This window comes from Thioclava sp. JM3, from assembly GCF_002213185.1.
GTDB classification, from domain to species: Bacteria; Pseudomonadota; Alphaproteobacteria; order Rhodobacterales; family Rhodobacteraceae; genus Thioclava; species Thioclava nitratireducens.
The window spans coordinates 177,712-194,039 of record NZ_NBOB01000004.1 but is presented as its reverse complement, the minus strand read 5'-3'; the positions used below and the strand labels follow the sequence as shown (position 1 = coordinate 194,039).

The window sequence follows — 16,328 nt, the reverse complement described above, 5'->3', positions numbered from 1 at the left end:
TCCTGGCCCTTGGGGCCTCGTTGATCCTCTGGGCCCGCTGGGCCGCTTTGCGATCCCCGGCCTCAACTTCCGCACATTCGCCGCGCGGGCGCACCGTCGCTCGCGCCGAAGCCGACGAGTTGGACGGATAGGCCGAAATCGGTCTCAGGGGCTACACTAGTGGATGACGTGAAGCGGCGCGAGAGGGAAAGATCAACCGCGATGCATTCGGTCTGGTAGCGCAGGCCGAGCTTGGCGCGCGCGGCGCGCTCGGCGGTAAAATCGTAACGTGTGCTCATCGTGCCCGACCAGCCGGCGCCCCAGCGCCACGCCGTGTCCAGCATCAGCTCGGACATGTTGTCGTCGCGTCCTTCGGCGGGGTTCTTCTCGAGCCAGAGATAGCCCGCCGAGATGTCGAAGTCAGTGCCGACCCGCGATAGCCGCACTTCGTCGCGCGACACGGAGAAGTTATCGTCGAACAGCGCGCGGTTCGACAGCGTCAGCCCGTTCGCGGTTGCGAGATGGGTCGCGAGAAGCCAGTCGGATTTCGTGCCCGACAGCCCGGTGCCCTGCGAGAACTGGTTCAGGTCGCGCTGGCGGAACACACGGCCCGCCGCGACGCCAAGCGACCAGCCGGAGCTGTCATAACGCGTCCAGCCGAGCCCGACATTGGCGCGCAAACCCGTCTCGCGGGCATCCTCGCCCGGAAAGCGGGTCAGCGAGAACAGGTTGCCGCCGTCGAATTCAGGCAGCTGGCTGTCCTCGTTGGGAGCGTCCTTCAGGTGATCCGGCGCCCAGACGACCTGCGCAACCGGCTCGATCACATAGGCCGCGCGACCGCTCGTCTTGACCCAGGGCCAGCGGATCTCCGCGGCGACGGTTGGCTGGCCACGCAGGATCGTTTCGCTGAAGGCGGGGTCCTGGTTGGTCTCGATGATGTCGCCCGCGAATTGGGTCTCGATCGACCCAAGCATGCCCGGCCCGAACAGCCAGTTGCGCCGCCAATCGGCGGTGAGCGAGCCACGCACCATGTCGCGCCCGTCGGGGCGACCGTCGCCGTTCAGATCGACCGTCGCATTCGAAGCGCGCCGCGTGGCGAGGGTGGAAAACCGCACGCTGGCCTGTCCGCCGATCCCGGCGGGGCGGAAGGTGCGGAGCCATTCTCCGGTGCCGCTCTGCATTGGCTCGGTGGCGTTGCTCTCACCCGCGCGCAGTGAGTGGACATTGCCGACGCGGGCCCAGATCAATTCGTCGCTGCGTACCCGTTCGAGCGTGACGCCCGACCACAGGCGGTCATCGTCGCTGAGACCGTAATTGAGCAGGTAGCTGTCGTCGCTGACCAGCCGAAGCTGCGCGGTCAGGCGAAACTCGCGCGGAAGCTGCGCCTCGAGATCGCCGAAGAGATAGCCGCGCGTGCCGCTGCGAATGTCGTCATTGCTCAGCGCGCCGGACCATTCCATCTTGCCCCAGTTGAAGGCCTGCCGATAGCGCAGGTTCAGCGTCTCGGTGCGCGAAGTGGCGAAATAGGGCGTCACCGTCAGATCTCGGCTGGGTCCGAGCGCGATGAAATAGGGTACCAGAAGCCCCGGGCCGAGACCGCTCGTGGTGCGGAAACGCGGAGCGAGGAAGCCCGTCATCCGCTTCACGCCTGGCGCGGGCAGCCGCAGCCGAGGCAGGTAGGCGATCGGCACGCCCGCCGCGCGGAACTGGGCGTCCTCGAATACGATCTGGCGCGTCGTCGCGTTATGCACGACGCGGCTCGCGCGGATTTCCCAAAGCGGCGTCGGGTTGGTCCGGCATACCTCGCAAGACGACGCCACGACCTTGTCCATGATGGTGATCGCGCCCTCGCGCCGCTCGATCCGGGCGGCGGCGAGCTGCAATTCGCGCGCCATCACCATGCGCGCGCTCAGCAGGATGCCGTTTTGCAGGTCGGAGGACAGTTCTGCCTGCGAGGCGAGGATCACCGCCTGCGACTGGCCGGGCTGAACCAGCCGGATCGGACCTTCGAGGTAAAGCTTGTCGGCCTTCTGGTCATAGACCACGCGTTTTGCAGACAGTCGGTTCGACTTGTAGAAGACCTCGACATTCCCTTCTGCGACCAACTCGTTCTGGTTGCGGATCGCCACCCGATCGGCCAGCAGCGTCGCCAATTCGTCCGAGGCGGGGATCGCCGCACCCTGCGTTGCGGGGGCCGTATCGGTCGCTGTTTGGTCTTGCGCGCGCCCGGGCTGCGGCCCTGCCACGCCAAGCGCGACGATCAGCGCCAGAGCGCTCGCCCGTCCTGCCAAAGCGCCGAATTGCCGCCGCATCACCCATCCTCCCGGTGCAGAAGCCGCGCCAGCGGCAGCATCAACCCGATCACCGGCGGCGCCCAGGCCGCGAGTAGAACGGGAATCTGTCCGTTATCGCCCAGAACTTGCGCGATATTGCGCAGGAAGAACAAGCCCAGACCGGCGGCCAAGGCGAAAAGAACCTTCGCGCCGATGCCGCCGAAGCGCACATGGTCCATCGTGAAGCTCGCCGCAATCAGGACCATCGCAACGAAGAGCACCGGCAGCGCGAGCTCCATCTGCAGCCACACGATATGGCGGCGCGCGGAGAAGCCTGCGGCCTCCAGCGAGGCGATGAAGCCCGGCAATTGCCAGATCGGCACTGCGGAGGGCTTGCCGAAACTGTCGCGGATGCTCGCCACCGTCAGGTCGGAGGGCAGCGAGAGGCTGTCTTCGATCGTAGCGTCGCGCTCGGGGTTGGTGGAGTCGCCCAACGGCCAGTCTTTCACGTCCTGCAACTGCCACGCGCCCGGCACCAGCGTCGCGGTTTTCGCGTCGATCCGGCGCACCGGGCCGCGTTGAGGGTCGAAAATCAGGAAGGTCACTCCATGCAGCGTCGTTGCATCGCCATTCGCGCGATCGGCATGAATCACCGCCTGCGCGAGCGTTTTGCCGTCCGAGGAAAGCCCCGCGCTTTGTCGCATCCAGACGCCTTCGCGCCCGATCGACACGGTCGAGCCCCCATTGGAGGTGTAGTGATCCAGGAGGGTCTCATAGCGCTTCGACGTGGCCGAGACGAGCGGGTTGCCCACCAGCAGCGTCAGCAGCCCGAGCACCAGCGCCGCCGCGATCGGTGCAGCCAGCATACGCAGTGCAGACCGGCCCGCGGCCCGGATCACGACCAGTTCCGAACTGCGCGCGAGAGAGATGAACAGCGCCACGGAGGACAGCATCACGATCAGCGGCAGGATCGTGTAAAGCGTCTCCGGGATGTTTAGCGCGGAGAGCAACGAGACCTGCAAAAGGCTCAGCCCCTGATCGGAGAAGCGGCGGATTTCCTCGACCACGTCGATCAGAAACAGGATGCTCCAGAAGCTTGCCGCGACGATCAGGAAGCTGCGGAGAAACCGTTTCGCAAGATAGAGAGCAAGCGTCACGCGGCAGCCTCCCGCTTGGGCCGGATACGGCGCGGACGACCGGACCACCACAGCATGAACAGCACCATCACGATCCCGCCCAGCGTCGGCGCAATCAGGCTCGGCCAGAGCGAGGGGTCGCGCCCGGAACTGGTTTCGGCGGCGTTCTGAAGTACCTGCATCACGATCAGCCCGCCGATCGCGAGCGTCATCTGCCGCCACATGCCGAAGCGCGAGAAGGTGCCCATCATCAGCGCCGAGAATCCGATCAGCGCCGCGATCGGGGCCAATAGCGGTTGCGTGATCCGCCGAGCGAGCTCCAGTCGTAGCGCGTCGCGGGCGGCCTTGGCGCTGTCGGCGCCCGGAGTCGCGTCGAGTCCGCTCCCCGCCATCATCGCGGCGAGGCGCGGGGTCATCATCTCGTCGATCTTCAGCGCCCGCGCTTTCCCGGACTTGAGGAAGGAGCCGATGTCGTAGGTGAAATTGGCAAAGCGGGTGACAGACAGGTGATCGGAGGGTTTGCGCAGGGTCTGGGCCATACCCGAGAACATGATCAGTTTCGGCCCCGTCTCGGTCTTCACGATCACCCCCTTGTCGGCGGTATAAATCGTGCTCGTCTGTGCCGAGCGGCTGTCGGAGACGAAGATATCCTGCAACTCCCCCAGATCAGAAATGCGCCGTATATAGATCGAGATGCCCGGCGCGGGATGCTGGAACGTGCCTTCGGTGAGGAATTTCGCGGTCAGGTTTTGCGCGACCTCCTGCTGGCGCTCGGCCAGACGGGCCTTCGCGGCGGGGACGAGGAAGTTCACCAGCAACGCCATCATCACCGAGGCGATCAGCCCGAAGACCAGTACCGGACGCGCCAGCCGCCAGTTCGAGGTTCCGGTGGCGCGCATCACCACCAGTTCGCTGTCCTGATCGAGCCGGTTGAACGCGTAGATCGTGGCGGCGAAGGCCGCGACCGGCAGCACGATGCGGATGACGTAAGGCAAGGTCAGCGCGGTGAATTCCAGCACCACCGTTGCGGTCTGGCCATCCGAAATCAGGCTGTCGAACATGATCACAGCCCGGTTGACCCAATAGACGGAGACCAGCACGAGCGCGAAAAACCCGAACAGCGCCATCAATTTGGACAAAACATATCTGTCCAGTCGCGTCACGACCCCTCAATACCCCCGAATATTTCCCTTTCTCTAGCCTGTCGGGCGAAGTGAGGGAAGGGCGCAGCGGGGGTGCTTTTCATTTTCCGGAGGCAGGGCTAGGCTCTCGCGCGAAATGATGCCAATCGCGACCGCGCGCCGCCGATCCGCGCGACGGTCCCATCTGCGGAGAGCCCCACATGACCCAACCCGTCGCCATCGCCTTCAAGGAAACCGATCCGGAGGGCTTTGCCACCCAAAGCGGGCGGATCGCTCTGATCGTGGGCGGGGACGGCAAGCTGGGCCAGGCCGGGCGCAAGCTGGACCGCGCGATGAAGGGCGCGATCAAGCGCGCGGTGGATTCGGAAGCCTTCGCGGGTTTGGGTGCGGGCGAGGCGATGGATCTGAGCTGGCCCGCCGCGATCGCCGCCGAAGCGGTGCAGCTGGTGCGGCTCGACCGGAAATCCAGTGCCGACGAGGCCCGCAAGGCGGGGGCCGCGATCGGGGCCAAGCTCGGCGAAGCCGGGGTTCTCGTGGTGGCGCAAGGCCATCCGCGCGCGGCTGATCTGTCGCTGGGGCTAGCGCTGCGCGCCTATCGCTTCGACTATCACACCGGCGAGGGCAAAAAGGGCTTCGGCCCGGTGACGATCATGGTCGACAAGCCCGAAGAAGTCGCCGCTGCCGCCGCCCCGCATGCAGCACTCGCCGAGGGGGTGTTCTTCACCCGCGATCTGGTCAACGAGCCCGCAAACATCCTCACCACCGACGACTTCGCCGCCCGCCTCGCCGCGATGCAGGAGCTGGGCCTCGATGTCGAAATCCTCGAGGAAGAGGACATGAAGAAGCTCGGCATGGGCGCGCTTCTGGGTGTCGGCATGGGCTCGGAAATGCCCTCCAAACTCGTCGTCATGCAGTGGAAGGGCGGCGAGGAAGGTGAGGCGCCCTTCGCGCTCGTCGGCAAGGGCGTCGTATTCGATGCGGGCGGCATCTCGCTCAAGCCCGGCGCGGGCATGGAAGAGATGACGATGGATATGGGCGGCGCAGGCGTCGTCTCGGGCGTGATGCGCACGCTGGCGCTGCGCAAGGCCAAGGCGAATGTCGTGGGCCTCGTGGGTCTCGTCGAAAACATGCCCGACGGGCGCGCGCAACGCCCCGGCGATATCGTGACCTCGATGAAGGGCGACACGATCGAAGTCATCAACACCGATGCCGAAGGCCGCCTCGTTCTGGCAGATGTGCTCTGGTATGCGCAGGATCGGTTCAAGCCCAAGGCGATGGTCAATCTCGCCACGCTGACCGGCGCGGTGATCGTCGCGCTCGGTCACGAGAATGCGGGCCTTTTCTCCAATGATGACAAGTTTGTAGCCGACATTCTTAAAGCGGCGAAGACCGAGGGTGAGGGCGCGTGGCAGATGCCGCTGCAGCCCGCCTATGACAAGGCGCTGAAATCGCGGCTGGCGGATATGCGCAATGTCGGAAACCGCTGGGGCGGCGCGATCACCGCGGCCGCTTTCCTGAAGCGCTTCGTCAAGGACGAGGTCCCGTGGTGCCATATCGACATCGCGGGCGTCGCGCTTCCGCCAAACGAGACCACGCTGGCCCCGAAAGGGCCGACTGGCTGGGGCGTGCGCATGCTCGACCGTCTGATCCGCGACAAGTTCGAAGCCTGAGATGGGGCAGGTCAATTTCTACCATCTTACCCGCTCCAGTCTCGAGGGGGTGGTGCTGAACCTCGCCTCCCGGGCGGTGGAGCAGGGTTGGAAGGTGGAGTTGCGCGGTACCGATTCCGCGCGCCTCGACTGGCTCGACCAGAGACTCTGGCTGATGGGAAGCGAGGCCAGCTTTCTGCCGCACGGGCTCGCAGGCGGGCCACATGACGCGTTGCAGCCGATCTTGCTGGGCACCACGCCCGCAGGCGACGGGCGCGAGGCGATGATGGCCGTGGACGGTGCCGAGGTCGCGGCGGAGGAGACCGACGCCCATAAACGCGTCTGGATCCTGTTCGACGGCAACGACCCGCAGGCGGTGCAACATGCGCGCGGCCAGTGGAAGACACTCACCGGCGTGGGCGCGAAAGCGATCTACTGGTCGGAAGAGGGCGGCCGCTGGGAGAAAAAGGCGGAGAGTTGAGCCGGGTGGAGATCAGCGCAGGATATGCCGGAGATGCGGAGCGCTTCGCCGGTCTCTTCGCGGATAGCTTCGCAGTCTCTGAAGGCCTCGACGAAGGTACGCTGATCGGGTCGCTCGTGCGCGACATCCTCGCCCGAACCGAGCCCGGCGATCTGTACTGTTTCGTCGCGCGCGACGGAGAGACCCTCATCGGCGCAGTCTGCTTCACCCGCCTGCGCTATGTCGAAGATCCACGCCGCGTCTTTCTGCTTTCGCCGATGGCAGTCGCCCCGACGCAGCAACGCAAGGGCGTCGGGCAGAGGCTGATCCGTCATGCCCTCGCGGAGCTTTCAGCGGCGGGTGTCGAGGCCGTGCTGACCTATGGCGATCCGGCCTATTACGGACGGGTGGGATTTGCTCCGATTGCCGAGGTCGCCATTGCTGCGCCCTATCCGCTGACGATCCCGCAGGGCTGGCTCGGCCAATCCCTGACGCCGACGCCGCTCGGCACCTTCGCGGGGAGGCCGCATTGCGTGGCAGCCTTCCAGAGACCTGAGATCTGGTGAGCGCTACCGCAGCCGGTCGGGCTCCAGCACCATCACGGTCGGCTCGCGCGGCAAGGTTCTGAGCGAGACGATCACCTCGCTCACGCCGGGCCGCTCCACCGCGAAGACACCCTTCATCCCGTCGAGAAAGCTCTGCAGGGTCGGCTCGCCGAACCAATGGACCGGGATCACGATGCGTGAGCGCAACCGGTTCAGGATGCGGATCATCGTCGGCTGATCGACCGTGTAGGAGCCGTCCACCGCTGCCATCACGACGTCGAGCCGCCCGAGCGCCGCATATTGCGCGGGATCGGGCTCGTGATGCAGGTGGCCCAGATGGCCGATACACAGCCCCGCCACCTCGAAAACGAAGATCGAGTTGCCGTTCTCCTCGACCCCGCCCCAGCTGCGGATATCAGTGGGCACATTGCGGATCAGCATCTCGCCCAGATCGAGATGATGCTCGGCAGCGATGCCGAACTGATCCGACCAGCCCTTAAGCGCCACCGTCCCGTCCGGGATCATATCGGTCATATGGCTCGAATGAGCATGGTTCATCGTGACGTAATCGGGGGCAAACCGGGCCCCGCCGGTCCAGCCGTTGAAATCGGTAATGACCGACAGCCCGCCCTCGGTCTGCAACAGCACCATCGAATGGTCGATGTAATGCAGCCGCACCGATTGGTCCGGCACCGGGTCGGACCAACTGGCCTTGTGCAGATATTCGATCCCGGGCGCTGCATCGGCGATCGCGATGCAGTGGCTGATCCGCTGGTTCTGCGCGGCCGCGACGACCGGCGCAAGCGTGGTGAAGAGGGCGAGAAGTAGGGCGCGGAACATGGCGAGCCTCCTTTTGCCTTAACGTAAAGCGAAAAGCTGATTCCGGTCTATGCCCCTACGTAAGATGCCGTGCGACCCCCGACGATTTCAAAGGGCTGACCGCGAAAAGATCGTCGCTTTGCCCAAGTTTGCGGCGTTTCTTCATAGGATCAAATTTAACGAAAGATCGATGATTGTTTCACTTGGGGCCGCCATGTCCCTCGCCACACTCGACCAAACCGCTTATCAGAGCGCGCGCGACAGTTCCTTCCAGAATCTTCTGGTTTACGCGGCCAAGAAGTCGGGCCGTTCGGTGTTGCAGGTGCTGCGCGACTATCGCCAACTTGCGAGGTCGGAGACGCGGATCAACCTCGTCGAATATGTGCGCTTCGGGCTTTACGACGACCGGCCTGGCCTGATGGGGATGGAATTGCCTTTCTGGAAAGAACTCCTCGAAATCAACGAGCGGGCCGCGCGCAGCTTCGCCCCCGTCCGGTATCAATCCACCGATATCGCCATCACTGCGGATGGCCCCGTTGTGGTAGAGATCAACGCAGGCGGCGGGTTCGATCTTCCGCAATATTCCAATGGTCGCGGCATGCTCACTCCGGAGGTGCGCGCCTTTTTCGAAAGCTGCGGTGTGAAGTTCCGCCCGAAAAAGAGCCTGCTGCCCTTCTGATCGCTCTTCGCTCTGCTGCCGCGCGCGGCCTTCCCTTTGCGCCGCTTTGGGTCTATCAGCCGGGGCCGAAGGAGAGCCCCAGATGACCAAGTTCAGCTTCACCCTCAAGGCCACCGACGGCGCGGCGCGCACCGGGACGATTTCGACGCCGCGCGGCGAGATCCGTACGCCGGCTTTCATGCCCGTGGGTACCGCCGCCACCGTGAAGGCGATGATGCCCGAAAGCGTGGCCGCGACCGGCGCGGATATCCTGCTGGGCAACACCTACCATCTGATGCTGCGCCCCGGTGCAGAGCGCGTGGCGCGTCTGGGCGGGCTGCATAAGTTCATGAACTGGGACAAGCCGATCCTGACCGACTCCGGCGGGTTCCAAGTGATGAGCCTGGCATCTCTGCGCAAGCTGACCGAGGAAGGCGTGACCTTTGCCTCCCATGTCGATGGCTCGAAACATATGCTTTCGCCCGAACGCTCGATGGAGATTCAGAAGCTCTTGGGCTCGGACATCGTGATGTGCTTCGACGAGTGTCCCGCGCTGCCTGCGACCGAGGAAGAAGTGGCCAAATCCATGCGCCTCTCGATGCGGTGGGCGCAGCGCTCACGTGACGCCTTTGGCGACCGTCCGGGCCATGCGCTGTTCGGCATCCAGCAGGGCGGCGTGACGCGTGAGCTTCGAGAGGAAAGTGCCGAGAAACTCAAGGAGATCGGCTTCGAGGGCTACGCGGTCGGCGGCCTCGCCGTGGGCGAGGGGCAGGAGGCGATGTTCGGCGTGCTCGACTATGCGCCCGGCATGCTGCCGCAAGACAAACCCCGCTACCTGATGGGCGTCGGCAAACCCGATGATATCGTGGGCGCGGTCGAGCGCGGCATCGACATGATGGATTGCGTGCTGCCGTCGCGCTCGGGGCGCACGGGTCAGGCCTGGACCCGCCGCGGTCAGGTGAACATCAAGAACGCCCGCCATGCCGACGACCCGCGCCCCTTGGACGAGGCTTGCACATGCCCCGCCTGCTCGAACTATTCGCGCGCCTATCTGCACCACGTCTTCCGCTCCGGCGAGATGATCTCGGGGATGCTGCTCACTTGGCACAACCTGCATTACTATCAGGAACTGATGGCGGGCCTGCGCGCGGCGATCGACGAGGGAGCGCTGGCGCGCTTCGTCTCGGAATTCCACGAGACCCGCGCGATGGGCGATATCGAGCCGCTCTGAACCCCGCTCAGTGCGAGATCACGATCACCGCGGCGTAATGCGTCGCGGCGGCGGCCAGCACATGGCCGTGCCAGATCGCGCGCGAGAAGGGGATGCGTTCGGTCTGGTAGAAGATCACGCCGACCGTATAGGTCAGCCCGCCCACGACCAGCAGGATCAGCGCGGGCAAGGGCAGGGCCACGATCAACGGCCACATCGCGATCATCCCGAGCCAGCCCATCGCCAGATAGAGCCAGAACCCCGTGCGCTCCGCGCGGTGGAAGAAGCCGAGCTTCATCACGATGCCGAAGGTCGCGAGCGTCCAGACCGTCGCGGTCAGCGCCCAGCCCGCGACCCCGCCGAGGCCGATCAGCGCCATCGGTGTGTATGTGCCTGCAATCAGTAGATAAATCGCCGCGTGGTCGAGGCGCCGCAACACCGCACGCGTCGGTGCATGCAGCGTCAGGTTATAGGCGGCCGAGAGCGAGAAAGAGGCGATCAGCCCCACCGAATAGACCGCAAGAGGCCAGACGCGCCCCGCAGGTGCTGCGAGCGAGGCCCAGACGATCAGCGCGCTGACGCCTGCCACGGCGAAAACGACGCCCAGCACATGGACGACGCCATCGGCGACATGTTCGCGAAAGCTGTGGCTCAATTGGTGGCGCGTCATCGTGGTGATCCCCTCGGTCATCCTTTCAAGATAGCAACGATGAGGCGATCTCCCAAGCCGTGACGGAAAAAACGCTGGGTCACGAACGGCTCTGCGCCCGCGCGCTGGCGCGCCCCCCATGAGGATATATGCGCAAACCCGAAGGCATTAACGAGAATTCAACTAATTCGCGGCGATAAACGAAGCACGGTACAGGCGGGGACGCCGATGACCGTCAAGACCGACGGCACCCGGCGCGACCGGTTCGGCCGCGCGTCGGGTGTTCCCATCGGGCTTGTTCAAATATCCCGGGGGTGAGGGCGAAGCCCGAGGGGGTAGAGCCCCCTCATTCTCTGACGTTTGCCGCGGTCCGGCGCCGGCGAGGGCAGCGCCCCCAGATATGCTCAGATGCCGTCGCCGACGAAGGCCTTCTCGACCACATATTCGCGGGGCTCGGAATTCGCGCCTTCGCGCAGGCCGAACCCTTCGAGCACCGCCATCACGTCCTTGTTGAAGGCGAGCGAGCCGCAGACCATCGCGCGGTCGGACTCGGGGTTCATCGGCTCGAGGCCGAGATCCTTGAACACCTTGCCGTTCTCGAGATTGTCGGTGATCCGGCCCATATGGGGGGATTCCTCGCGGGTCGTGGTCGGGTAATATTTCAGCTTGCCCTCGACCATCTCGCCGATCAGCGGATCGTTGATCAGGTTCTCGACCAGCTGCCGGCCATATTCAAGTTCGGCGACGGTCCGGCAGGTATGCATCATGATGACTTCGTCGAACTTGTCGTAGGTCTCGGGGTCGCGCATCAGCGAGGCGAAGGGCGCGATGCCGGTACCGGTGGCGAGGAACCACACGCGCTTGCCGGGCAGCAGCGCGTCATGGACCAGCGTGCCCACGGGCTTCGGACGCAGGATGATCTGGTCGCCCACATTGATATGCTGCAGCTTCGAGGTCAGCGGGCCGTCGGGCACCTTGATCGAGTAGAATTCCAGCTCCTCGTCCCAGTTCGGCGAGGCGATGGAATAGGCGCGCAGCAGCGGTTTGCCATTGTCGCCCATCAGTCCGATCATCACGAATTCACCCGAGCGGAAGCGCAGGGATTGCGGCCGCGTCACGCGGAAGGAAAACAGCCGGTCCGTCCAGTGGGTCACTTCGGTCACGGTCTGCGCGTCGGGCAGGGTTTTCACCTTGGGGATCTCGGTCACGGCGCTCTCGTTCATTGTCATATCTCTCTCGGGCCGGGGCAGGCGCCTCGGTCTGGCAAATATGCAGATCGGATACAGCTTGCGTCAGCGCTGGCCCTTGATCTGGCTCAATTGCCGGTCACGGGTGGGGTTTATCGGATATCGGATGCGGGCGAAAGCCTCAGCCGGCAAGCCGCGCGCGGTAGTCATGCGCGGCCCAGTCGGCGCGGAAGAGCCATTGCGCCTGCGGTTGGCGCTCGGCCAGCTCCCGTGGGATTTCGACCTCGTCAAAGCCGACGCGCCGCGCCATCGCGTATTGATCCGCGATCAGCGGGCCCGCCGCGCGCAGCCGGCCGGAATAGCCGAGCGCACGGATGCGGCGCGCCAGCGAGAAGCCACGCCCGTCCGAGAAGGTCGGGAACAGGACGCGGATCATCTCGGCGCCGTCGATCAGCGCGGGCAGATATCCCGCATCGGTCTCCGGCGCGATATCGAGGCTCGCCCCGGTGAAGTCATCCTCGTGGAAGCCGTCGTCGCGAACGATCACGCTCATGCCACATTCTCCTTGTTCTCAATCACTTGGCCCTCACTGTTCACACGTACGGCCTTGCCGCCGATGAAGTGGATGCCGCATTCGGTCTTGGCGGCGCCGCGCCAGCGGCCCGCGCGTTCGTCCTCGCCCGGTTTCACAGGCGAGGTGCAGGGCGCGCAGCCGATCGAGGGATAGCCTTGCGCCACGAGCGGGTGGCGCGGCAGGCGGTTCTCGACCATGTAATCCTGCACATCCTGCTTGTCCCAATGGGCGAGCGGGTTGATCTTCATCCGCGCCTCGGTCTCGACCTCAAAGAAGTCGAGCGCCGCGCGCTGGCCGCCCTGAAAGCGTTTGCGCCCGGTGATCCAGGCGTCATAGCCCGAGAGCGCGTTTTCCAGCGGCACCGTCTTGCGCAGTGTGCAGCAGGCATCGGTGCTGTACTGGTGCAAAGTGCCATCCGGATCGTCGCGGGCGATCGCGGCCCGATCGGCCTGGATCACCTGCACATTCGTCAGGCCCAGCTTGTGCGCGACGTCGCGCTGATAGGCGAGCGTCTCAGGAAACAACATCTGCGTGTCGATGAACAGCACCGGCGTGCCGGGCGCGATCACCGAGACCATATGCAAGAGCACCACCGATTCCGCTCCGAAGGAGGAGACCAGCGCGACTTCGCCCACGTCAGCGTCCCGCAACGCCCGCTCCATCACCGCGGTCGCGGCGTGGTGGCGGTAGCGTTCGTTCAGCCCGGCGACGCGCGTTGCGATATCCGGGCGATCATTGAGCGGCATGGCGTTGAGCCTCTGCATAGAGCGCCTCTTTGAACGGGTCCGGGCCAAGGCGACGCAGCGCTTCGAGGAAGCTCTCGGTCGCGTTTTCGCGCAGTTCGAGATAGGCACGCAGCAGACGCTCCAGCGCGGGGATCACCTCCGTATAGGCAAAGCCGGGGCCAGCGCGCTCGCCAAGCGCCATCGTCTCGGTCGCGTCGCCGCCGAGCGTGATCTGGTAGTTCTCCACGCCCGCGCGGTCGAGACCGAGGATGCCGATATGGCCCAGATGGTGATGACCGCAGGCGTTGATGCAGCCCGAAATCTTGATCTTGAGCGCACCGATCTCCTGCTCCAGCCCGAGGTCGCGGAAATGGGTCGCGATCTGCTGTGCCAGCGGGATCGAGCGGGCCGTGGCCAGCGCGCAGTAATCCATGCCGGGGCAGGCGATGATATCCGAGGTCAGGCCGATATTCGCAGTAGCGAGGCCGCCCTTGCGCAGGGCCTCGAACAGCGCGGGCAGATCGGCCTTCGCGATATGCGGCAGGATCACGTTCTGCTCGTGGCTGATGCGCAGCTCCGACTGGCCGTAGCGTTCGGCAAGCTCCGCCAACAGGCGCATCTGGTCCGAGGTGGCATCGCCCGGAGGCGCGCCGTGATCCTTCAGGCTGACCGTGACGACTCCGTAATCGGGGTTGTGGTGGGGCGAGACCGAGCGTGCGGCCCAGTCGCGCAGTAGCGCATCGACATTGAGCGCGGCTTCGAAGCTCTTGCTCTCCCGCGCAGGCAAAACGGGCGGCGCGAATTGCGCCTTGAGATCTTCGAGGATCGCCTGATCGGCACCTTTGAAGGCCGCGCGGCGGGCCGGGAATTCGGCCTCGACCATCTCGGAGAACGTCTCGATTCCAAGCTCGTGCACGGTGATCTTGATGCGTGCCTTATACTTGTTGTCGCGCCGGCCTGCGAGGTTCCAGGCCGCTACGATCGACTCCAGATAGGGCAGCAGATCGGCCACTGGCAGGAAGCTGCGCAGTTCCTTCGCGATCATCGGGGTGCGGCCAAGACCGCCGCCCACGAAGACCTGAAAACCGATCTCGCCATCGCGCTCGACCAGTTGCAGGCCGACATCGTGGCCGCGGATCGCGGCGCGGTCGGCGCGCGCGCCATTGATCGCGATCTTGAACTTGCGCGGCAGGAACTGGAATTCCGGATGGTCGGTGGACCATTGACGGATCAACTCCGCATAGGGGCGCGGATCGGCGATCTCGTCGGCGGCGGCGCCCGCAAAGGCGTCCGTCGTCGTGTTGCGGATCGCGTTGCCCGAGGTCTGGATCGCGTGCATGCCGACATCGGCCAGCGCGTCGATCATGTCCGGCACATCGACCAGCTTCGGCCAGTTGAACTGGATGTTCTGGCGCGTCGTGAAATGCCCATAGCCGCGATCCCAGACATCTGCGATCTTGGCGAGCTGGCGCATTTGACGCGCGTTGATCGTGCCATAGGGGATCGCCACCCGCAGCATGTAGGCGTGCAGCTGCAGATAGAGCCCGTTCATCAGGCGCAGCGGCTTGAACTCGTCTTCGGTCAGGCTGCCGTCGAGGCGGCGCGCGACCTGATGGCGAAACTGCTCGGCGCGCGCGCGGACGGCGGCGCGGTCGAAATCGCTGGGTTGGAACATGGATCAGCTCCCGGGTAGCTCAATGGAAGGGCCGGAGGCGCGGAAGGCCTCGCGGAAATGCGCGGGCTCGGGGCCATTCGGGCCAAGCGTGGCGGGCGCGAGATAGGCGCCGACGACTTTGTCGGGCTGCGCATTGGCCAGATCGAGCCACATCTCGGCAATCACCGGATCGTCGAGGAAAGCGGCGTCGCTCAGGCGCAGAACCCATTGGCCCGCGTCGTTCATGTAGACGACATGGCCTTCGCGCAGATCGTTGGCGCTGATCACGCCGGGGATGAATTTCTTGCTCATAGCGCGACCTCCTTCAGGGCGATGCGGGCGTCGCGCGGGGCGAGGCCCAGCAGGATCACGGCGGGGCCCTTGGCCTCGGCGGTAACGGTGGGAAGGGTGGCGAGCGTCGCGGGGCGGATCACCTGATCGGCGCGCGAGGCGTTCTCGACCACGCAGGCCGGGGTCGCGGGGGAGGCGCCATGCATCATCAGGCGCCCTTGCACGTAGCGGGCCGCGCGCTTGCCCATGTAGATCGCCGCGACCGCGCCGGGACGAGCGAGCGCCGTCCAATCCTGTTCGGCGAGCCCGTCGGCGTCATGGCCGGTGAGCAGGCGCAGCTCGCGATTGCGGCCGCGTTCGGTCAGGCTCTGGCCGAGCGATGCGGCGGCGGCGGAAGCAGCGGTGATGCCCGGCAGCACGCGATAGGCGATCCCGGCCGCGTCGAGCGCGTCCAACTCTTCGCCCAGCCGCCCGAACACACCCGGATCGCCGGATTTCAGGCGGAGCACCCGCTGTCCCTCGCGCGCGAGGCGGACGATCAGGTCCGAGATGTCGCTTTGCTTCATCGAGGGGCCGAAACCGGTCTTGCCGGTCTCGATCAACTTCGCCTGCGGACCTGCAAGTGCGAGCACCTCGGCGCTCACCAACGTGTCGTGCAGGATGACATCGGCGCACGTCATCTCGCGCAGCACCGCCACGGTCAGCAGGTCCGGGTCGCCCGGACCTGCGCCGGCAAGGGTCACCTGGGTCTGAGTTTCGAGAGTTTCCATGTCACGCTCCTCGTCTGCGTCTTGAGTGTTAATATAGGAAAATATTCTCGTTTTTGGCTATATGTCCTTGCCAATAAGGACGTGCGTTCATTATGGGTTTGATGGGAGTAACAATCTTCTTTCTATCGGAGGGAAATCGGAATGGCGGTGCAGATCGACGAGCTGGATCGGAAAATCCTCGCGGAGCTACAGGACGATGCGAGCCAGTCGCTCGACGAAATCGCGCGGAAAACAGGCTCTTCCAAGACCCCGGTCTGGAACCGGATTCGCAAATTGCGCACGGCGGGGGTGATCGGAAAGCAGACCGCGATCCTCGATCCCGAGGCGCTTGGGTTCGACGCCTGCTTCTTCGTGCTGATCCGAACGTCCGAGCACGAGGCCGAATGGCAGGACAAGTTCCTCGCCACCCTGCGCGCGCGCCCCGAGGTGATGGAAGCGCACCGCCTTGCCGGCGATATCGACTACATCCTGAAAGTGCGGGTCGAGAATGCGCGCGCCTATGACCGCTTCTATCAGGCGCTGATCTCGGAAGTGAAAATTCACAACGTCACGGCGCTTCTGTCGATGGAAGAGCTGAAATCCACCACCGCACTGCCGCTGTGAGCGA

Annotated in this window: 17 protein-coding genes; 6 read left to right on the top strand and 11 right to left on the bottom strand. The window is 64.9% G+C overall.

Features of this window, described 5'->3' with window-relative positions:
• Positions 1 to 62 precede the first annotated feature (62 nt).
• From lptD to lptF, 3 genes are read right to left on the bottom strand one after another with little or no spacing between them, the layout of a single operon-like run.
• On the bottom strand, positions 63 to 2,291 hold the full coding sequence (gene lptD, locus B6V73_RS08845; RefSeq protein WP_088725043.1) for an LPS assembly protein LptD: 2,229 nt from the start codon (positions 2,289 to 2,291) through the stop codon (positions 63 to 65).
• A complete protein-coding gene (gene lptG / locus B6V73_RS08840; RefSeq protein ID WP_075774566.1) occupies positions 2,291 to 3,409 on the bottom strand; it encodes an LPS export ABC transporter permease LptG in 1,119 nt (372 codons plus the stop codon). Before lptG ends, lptD begins: the two co-directional genes overlap by 1 nt.
• On the bottom strand, positions 3,406 to 4,551 hold the full coding sequence (gene lptF / locus B6V73_RS08835) for an LPS export ABC transporter permease LptF (RefSeq protein WP_075774567.1): 1,146 nt from the start codon (positions 4,549 to 4,551) through the stop codon (positions 3,406 to 3,408). The genes lptG and lptF overlap by 4 nt, the downstream gene beginning before the upstream one ends.
• 179 nt (positions 4,552 to 4,730) lie before the next feature.
• On the opposite strand from lptF, the gene B6V73_RS08830 reads away from it, so the two are divergent.
• From B6V73_RS08830 to B6V73_RS08820, 3 genes are read left to right on the top strand one after another with little or no spacing between them, the layout of a single operon-like run.
• Complete coding sequence (locus B6V73_RS08830) at positions 4,731 to 6,200, top strand: leucyl aminopeptidase (RefSeq protein WP_088725042.1); 1,470 nt, start codon at positions 4,731 to 4,733, stop codon at positions 6,198 to 6,200.
• A 1-nt stretch (position 6,201) separates the two neighbouring features.
• Complete coding sequence (locus B6V73_RS08825) at positions 6,202 to 6,660, top strand: DNA polymerase III subunit chi (protein ID WP_088725041.1); 459 nt, start codon at positions 6,202 to 6,204, stop codon at positions 6,658 to 6,660.
• A gap of 5 nt (positions 6,661 to 6,665) precedes the next feature.
• On the top strand, positions 6,666 to 7,205 hold the full coding sequence (locus B6V73_RS08820) for an N-acetyltransferase (RefSeq protein WP_240504119.1): 540 nt from the start codon (positions 6,666 to 6,668) through the stop codon (positions 7,203 to 7,205).
• A 3-nt stretch (positions 7,206 to 7,208) separates the two neighbouring features.
• Here the strand turns inward: B6V73_RS08820 and B6V73_RS08815 are convergent, their stop codons facing one another.
• The gene (locus B6V73_RS08815; protein ID WP_075774570.1) at positions 7,209 to 8,024 is read right to left on the bottom strand and encodes an MBL fold metallo-hydrolase; all 816 of its coding nucleotides are present in this window, start codon (positions 8,022 to 8,024) and stop codon (positions 7,209 to 7,211) included.
• A 118-nt stretch (positions 8,025 to 8,142) separates the two neighbouring features.
• On the opposite strand from B6V73_RS08815, the gene B6V73_RS08810 reads away from it, so the two are divergent.
• Both B6V73_RS08810 and tgt read left to right on the top strand, forming a co-directional pair.
• The gene (locus tag B6V73_RS08810) at positions 8,143 to 8,682 is read left to right on the top strand and encodes a sugar-transfer associated ATP-grasp domain-containing protein (protein ID WP_168174880.1); all 540 of its coding nucleotides are present in this window, start codon (positions 8,143 to 8,145) and stop codon (positions 8,680 to 8,682) included.
• 82 nt (positions 8,683 to 8,764) lie between these two features.
• Positions 8,765 to 9,892, top strand: a complete 1,128-nt coding sequence (gene tgt, locus B6V73_RS08805) for a tRNA guanosine(34) transglycosylase Tgt (protein WP_075774572.1) — start codon at positions 8,765 to 8,767, stop codon at positions 9,890 to 9,892.
• Between the two features lie 7 nt (positions 9,893 to 9,899).
• On the opposite strand, the gene B6V73_RS08800 is transcribed toward tgt, so the two are convergent.
• The 7 genes from B6V73_RS08800 to cobA form a co-directional block, all read right to left on the bottom strand.
• Positions 9,900 to 10,541 (bottom strand): hemolysin III family protein, encoded by a 642-nt coding sequence (locus tag B6V73_RS08800; RefSeq protein ID WP_088725153.1) that lies wholly within the window; start codon positions 10,539 to 10,541, stop codon positions 9,900 to 9,902.
• A 383-nt stretch (positions 10,542 to 10,924) separates the two neighbouring features.
• Positions 10,925 to 11,743, bottom strand: a complete 819-nt coding sequence (locus tag B6V73_RS08795; protein ID WP_088725152.1) for a ferredoxin--NADP reductase — start codon at positions 11,741 to 11,743, stop codon at positions 10,925 to 10,927.
• Positions 11,744 to 11,888: 145 nt separating this feature from the next.
• Positions 11,889 to 12,260, bottom strand: a complete 372-nt coding sequence (locus B6V73_RS08790; protein ID WP_088725039.1) for a DUF934 domain-containing protein — start codon at positions 12,258 to 12,260, stop codon at positions 11,889 to 11,891.
• A complete protein-coding gene (locus B6V73_RS08785) occupies positions 12,257 to 13,027 on the bottom strand; it encodes a phosphoadenylyl-sulfate reductase (protein WP_075774740.1) in 771 nt (256 codons plus the stop codon). The genes B6V73_RS08790 and B6V73_RS08785 overlap by 4 nt, the downstream gene beginning before the upstream one ends.
• Entirely contained in the window at positions 13,014 to 14,681 is a 1,668-nt protein-coding gene (locus B6V73_RS08780; RefSeq protein WP_088725038.1) for a nitrite/sulfite reductase, read from the bottom strand. Before B6V73_RS08780 ends, B6V73_RS08785 begins: the two co-directional genes overlap by 14 nt.
• 3 nt (positions 14,682 to 14,684) lie before the next feature.
• On the bottom strand, positions 14,685 to 14,972 hold the full coding sequence (locus tag B6V73_RS08775; protein ID WP_075774576.1) for a DUF2849 domain-containing protein: 288 nt from the start codon (positions 14,970 to 14,972) through the stop codon (positions 14,685 to 14,687).
• Positions 14,969 to 15,721: a uroporphyrinogen-III C-methyltransferase gene (cobA, locus tag B6V73_RS08770; protein WP_075774577.1), complete on the bottom strand. Its 753-nt coding sequence runs from the start codon at positions 15,719 to 15,721 to the stop codon at positions 14,969 to 14,971. The genes B6V73_RS08775 and cobA overlap by 4 nt, the downstream gene beginning before the upstream one ends.
• A gap of 141 nt (positions 15,722 to 15,862) precedes the next feature.
• On the opposite strand from cobA, the gene B6V73_RS08765 reads away from it, so the two are divergent.
• Entirely contained in the window at positions 15,863 to 16,324 is a 462-nt protein-coding gene (locus tag B6V73_RS08765) for an Lrp/AsnC family transcriptional regulator (protein WP_075774578.1), read from the top strand.
• Positions 16,325 to 16,328: the final 4 nt, after the last annotated feature.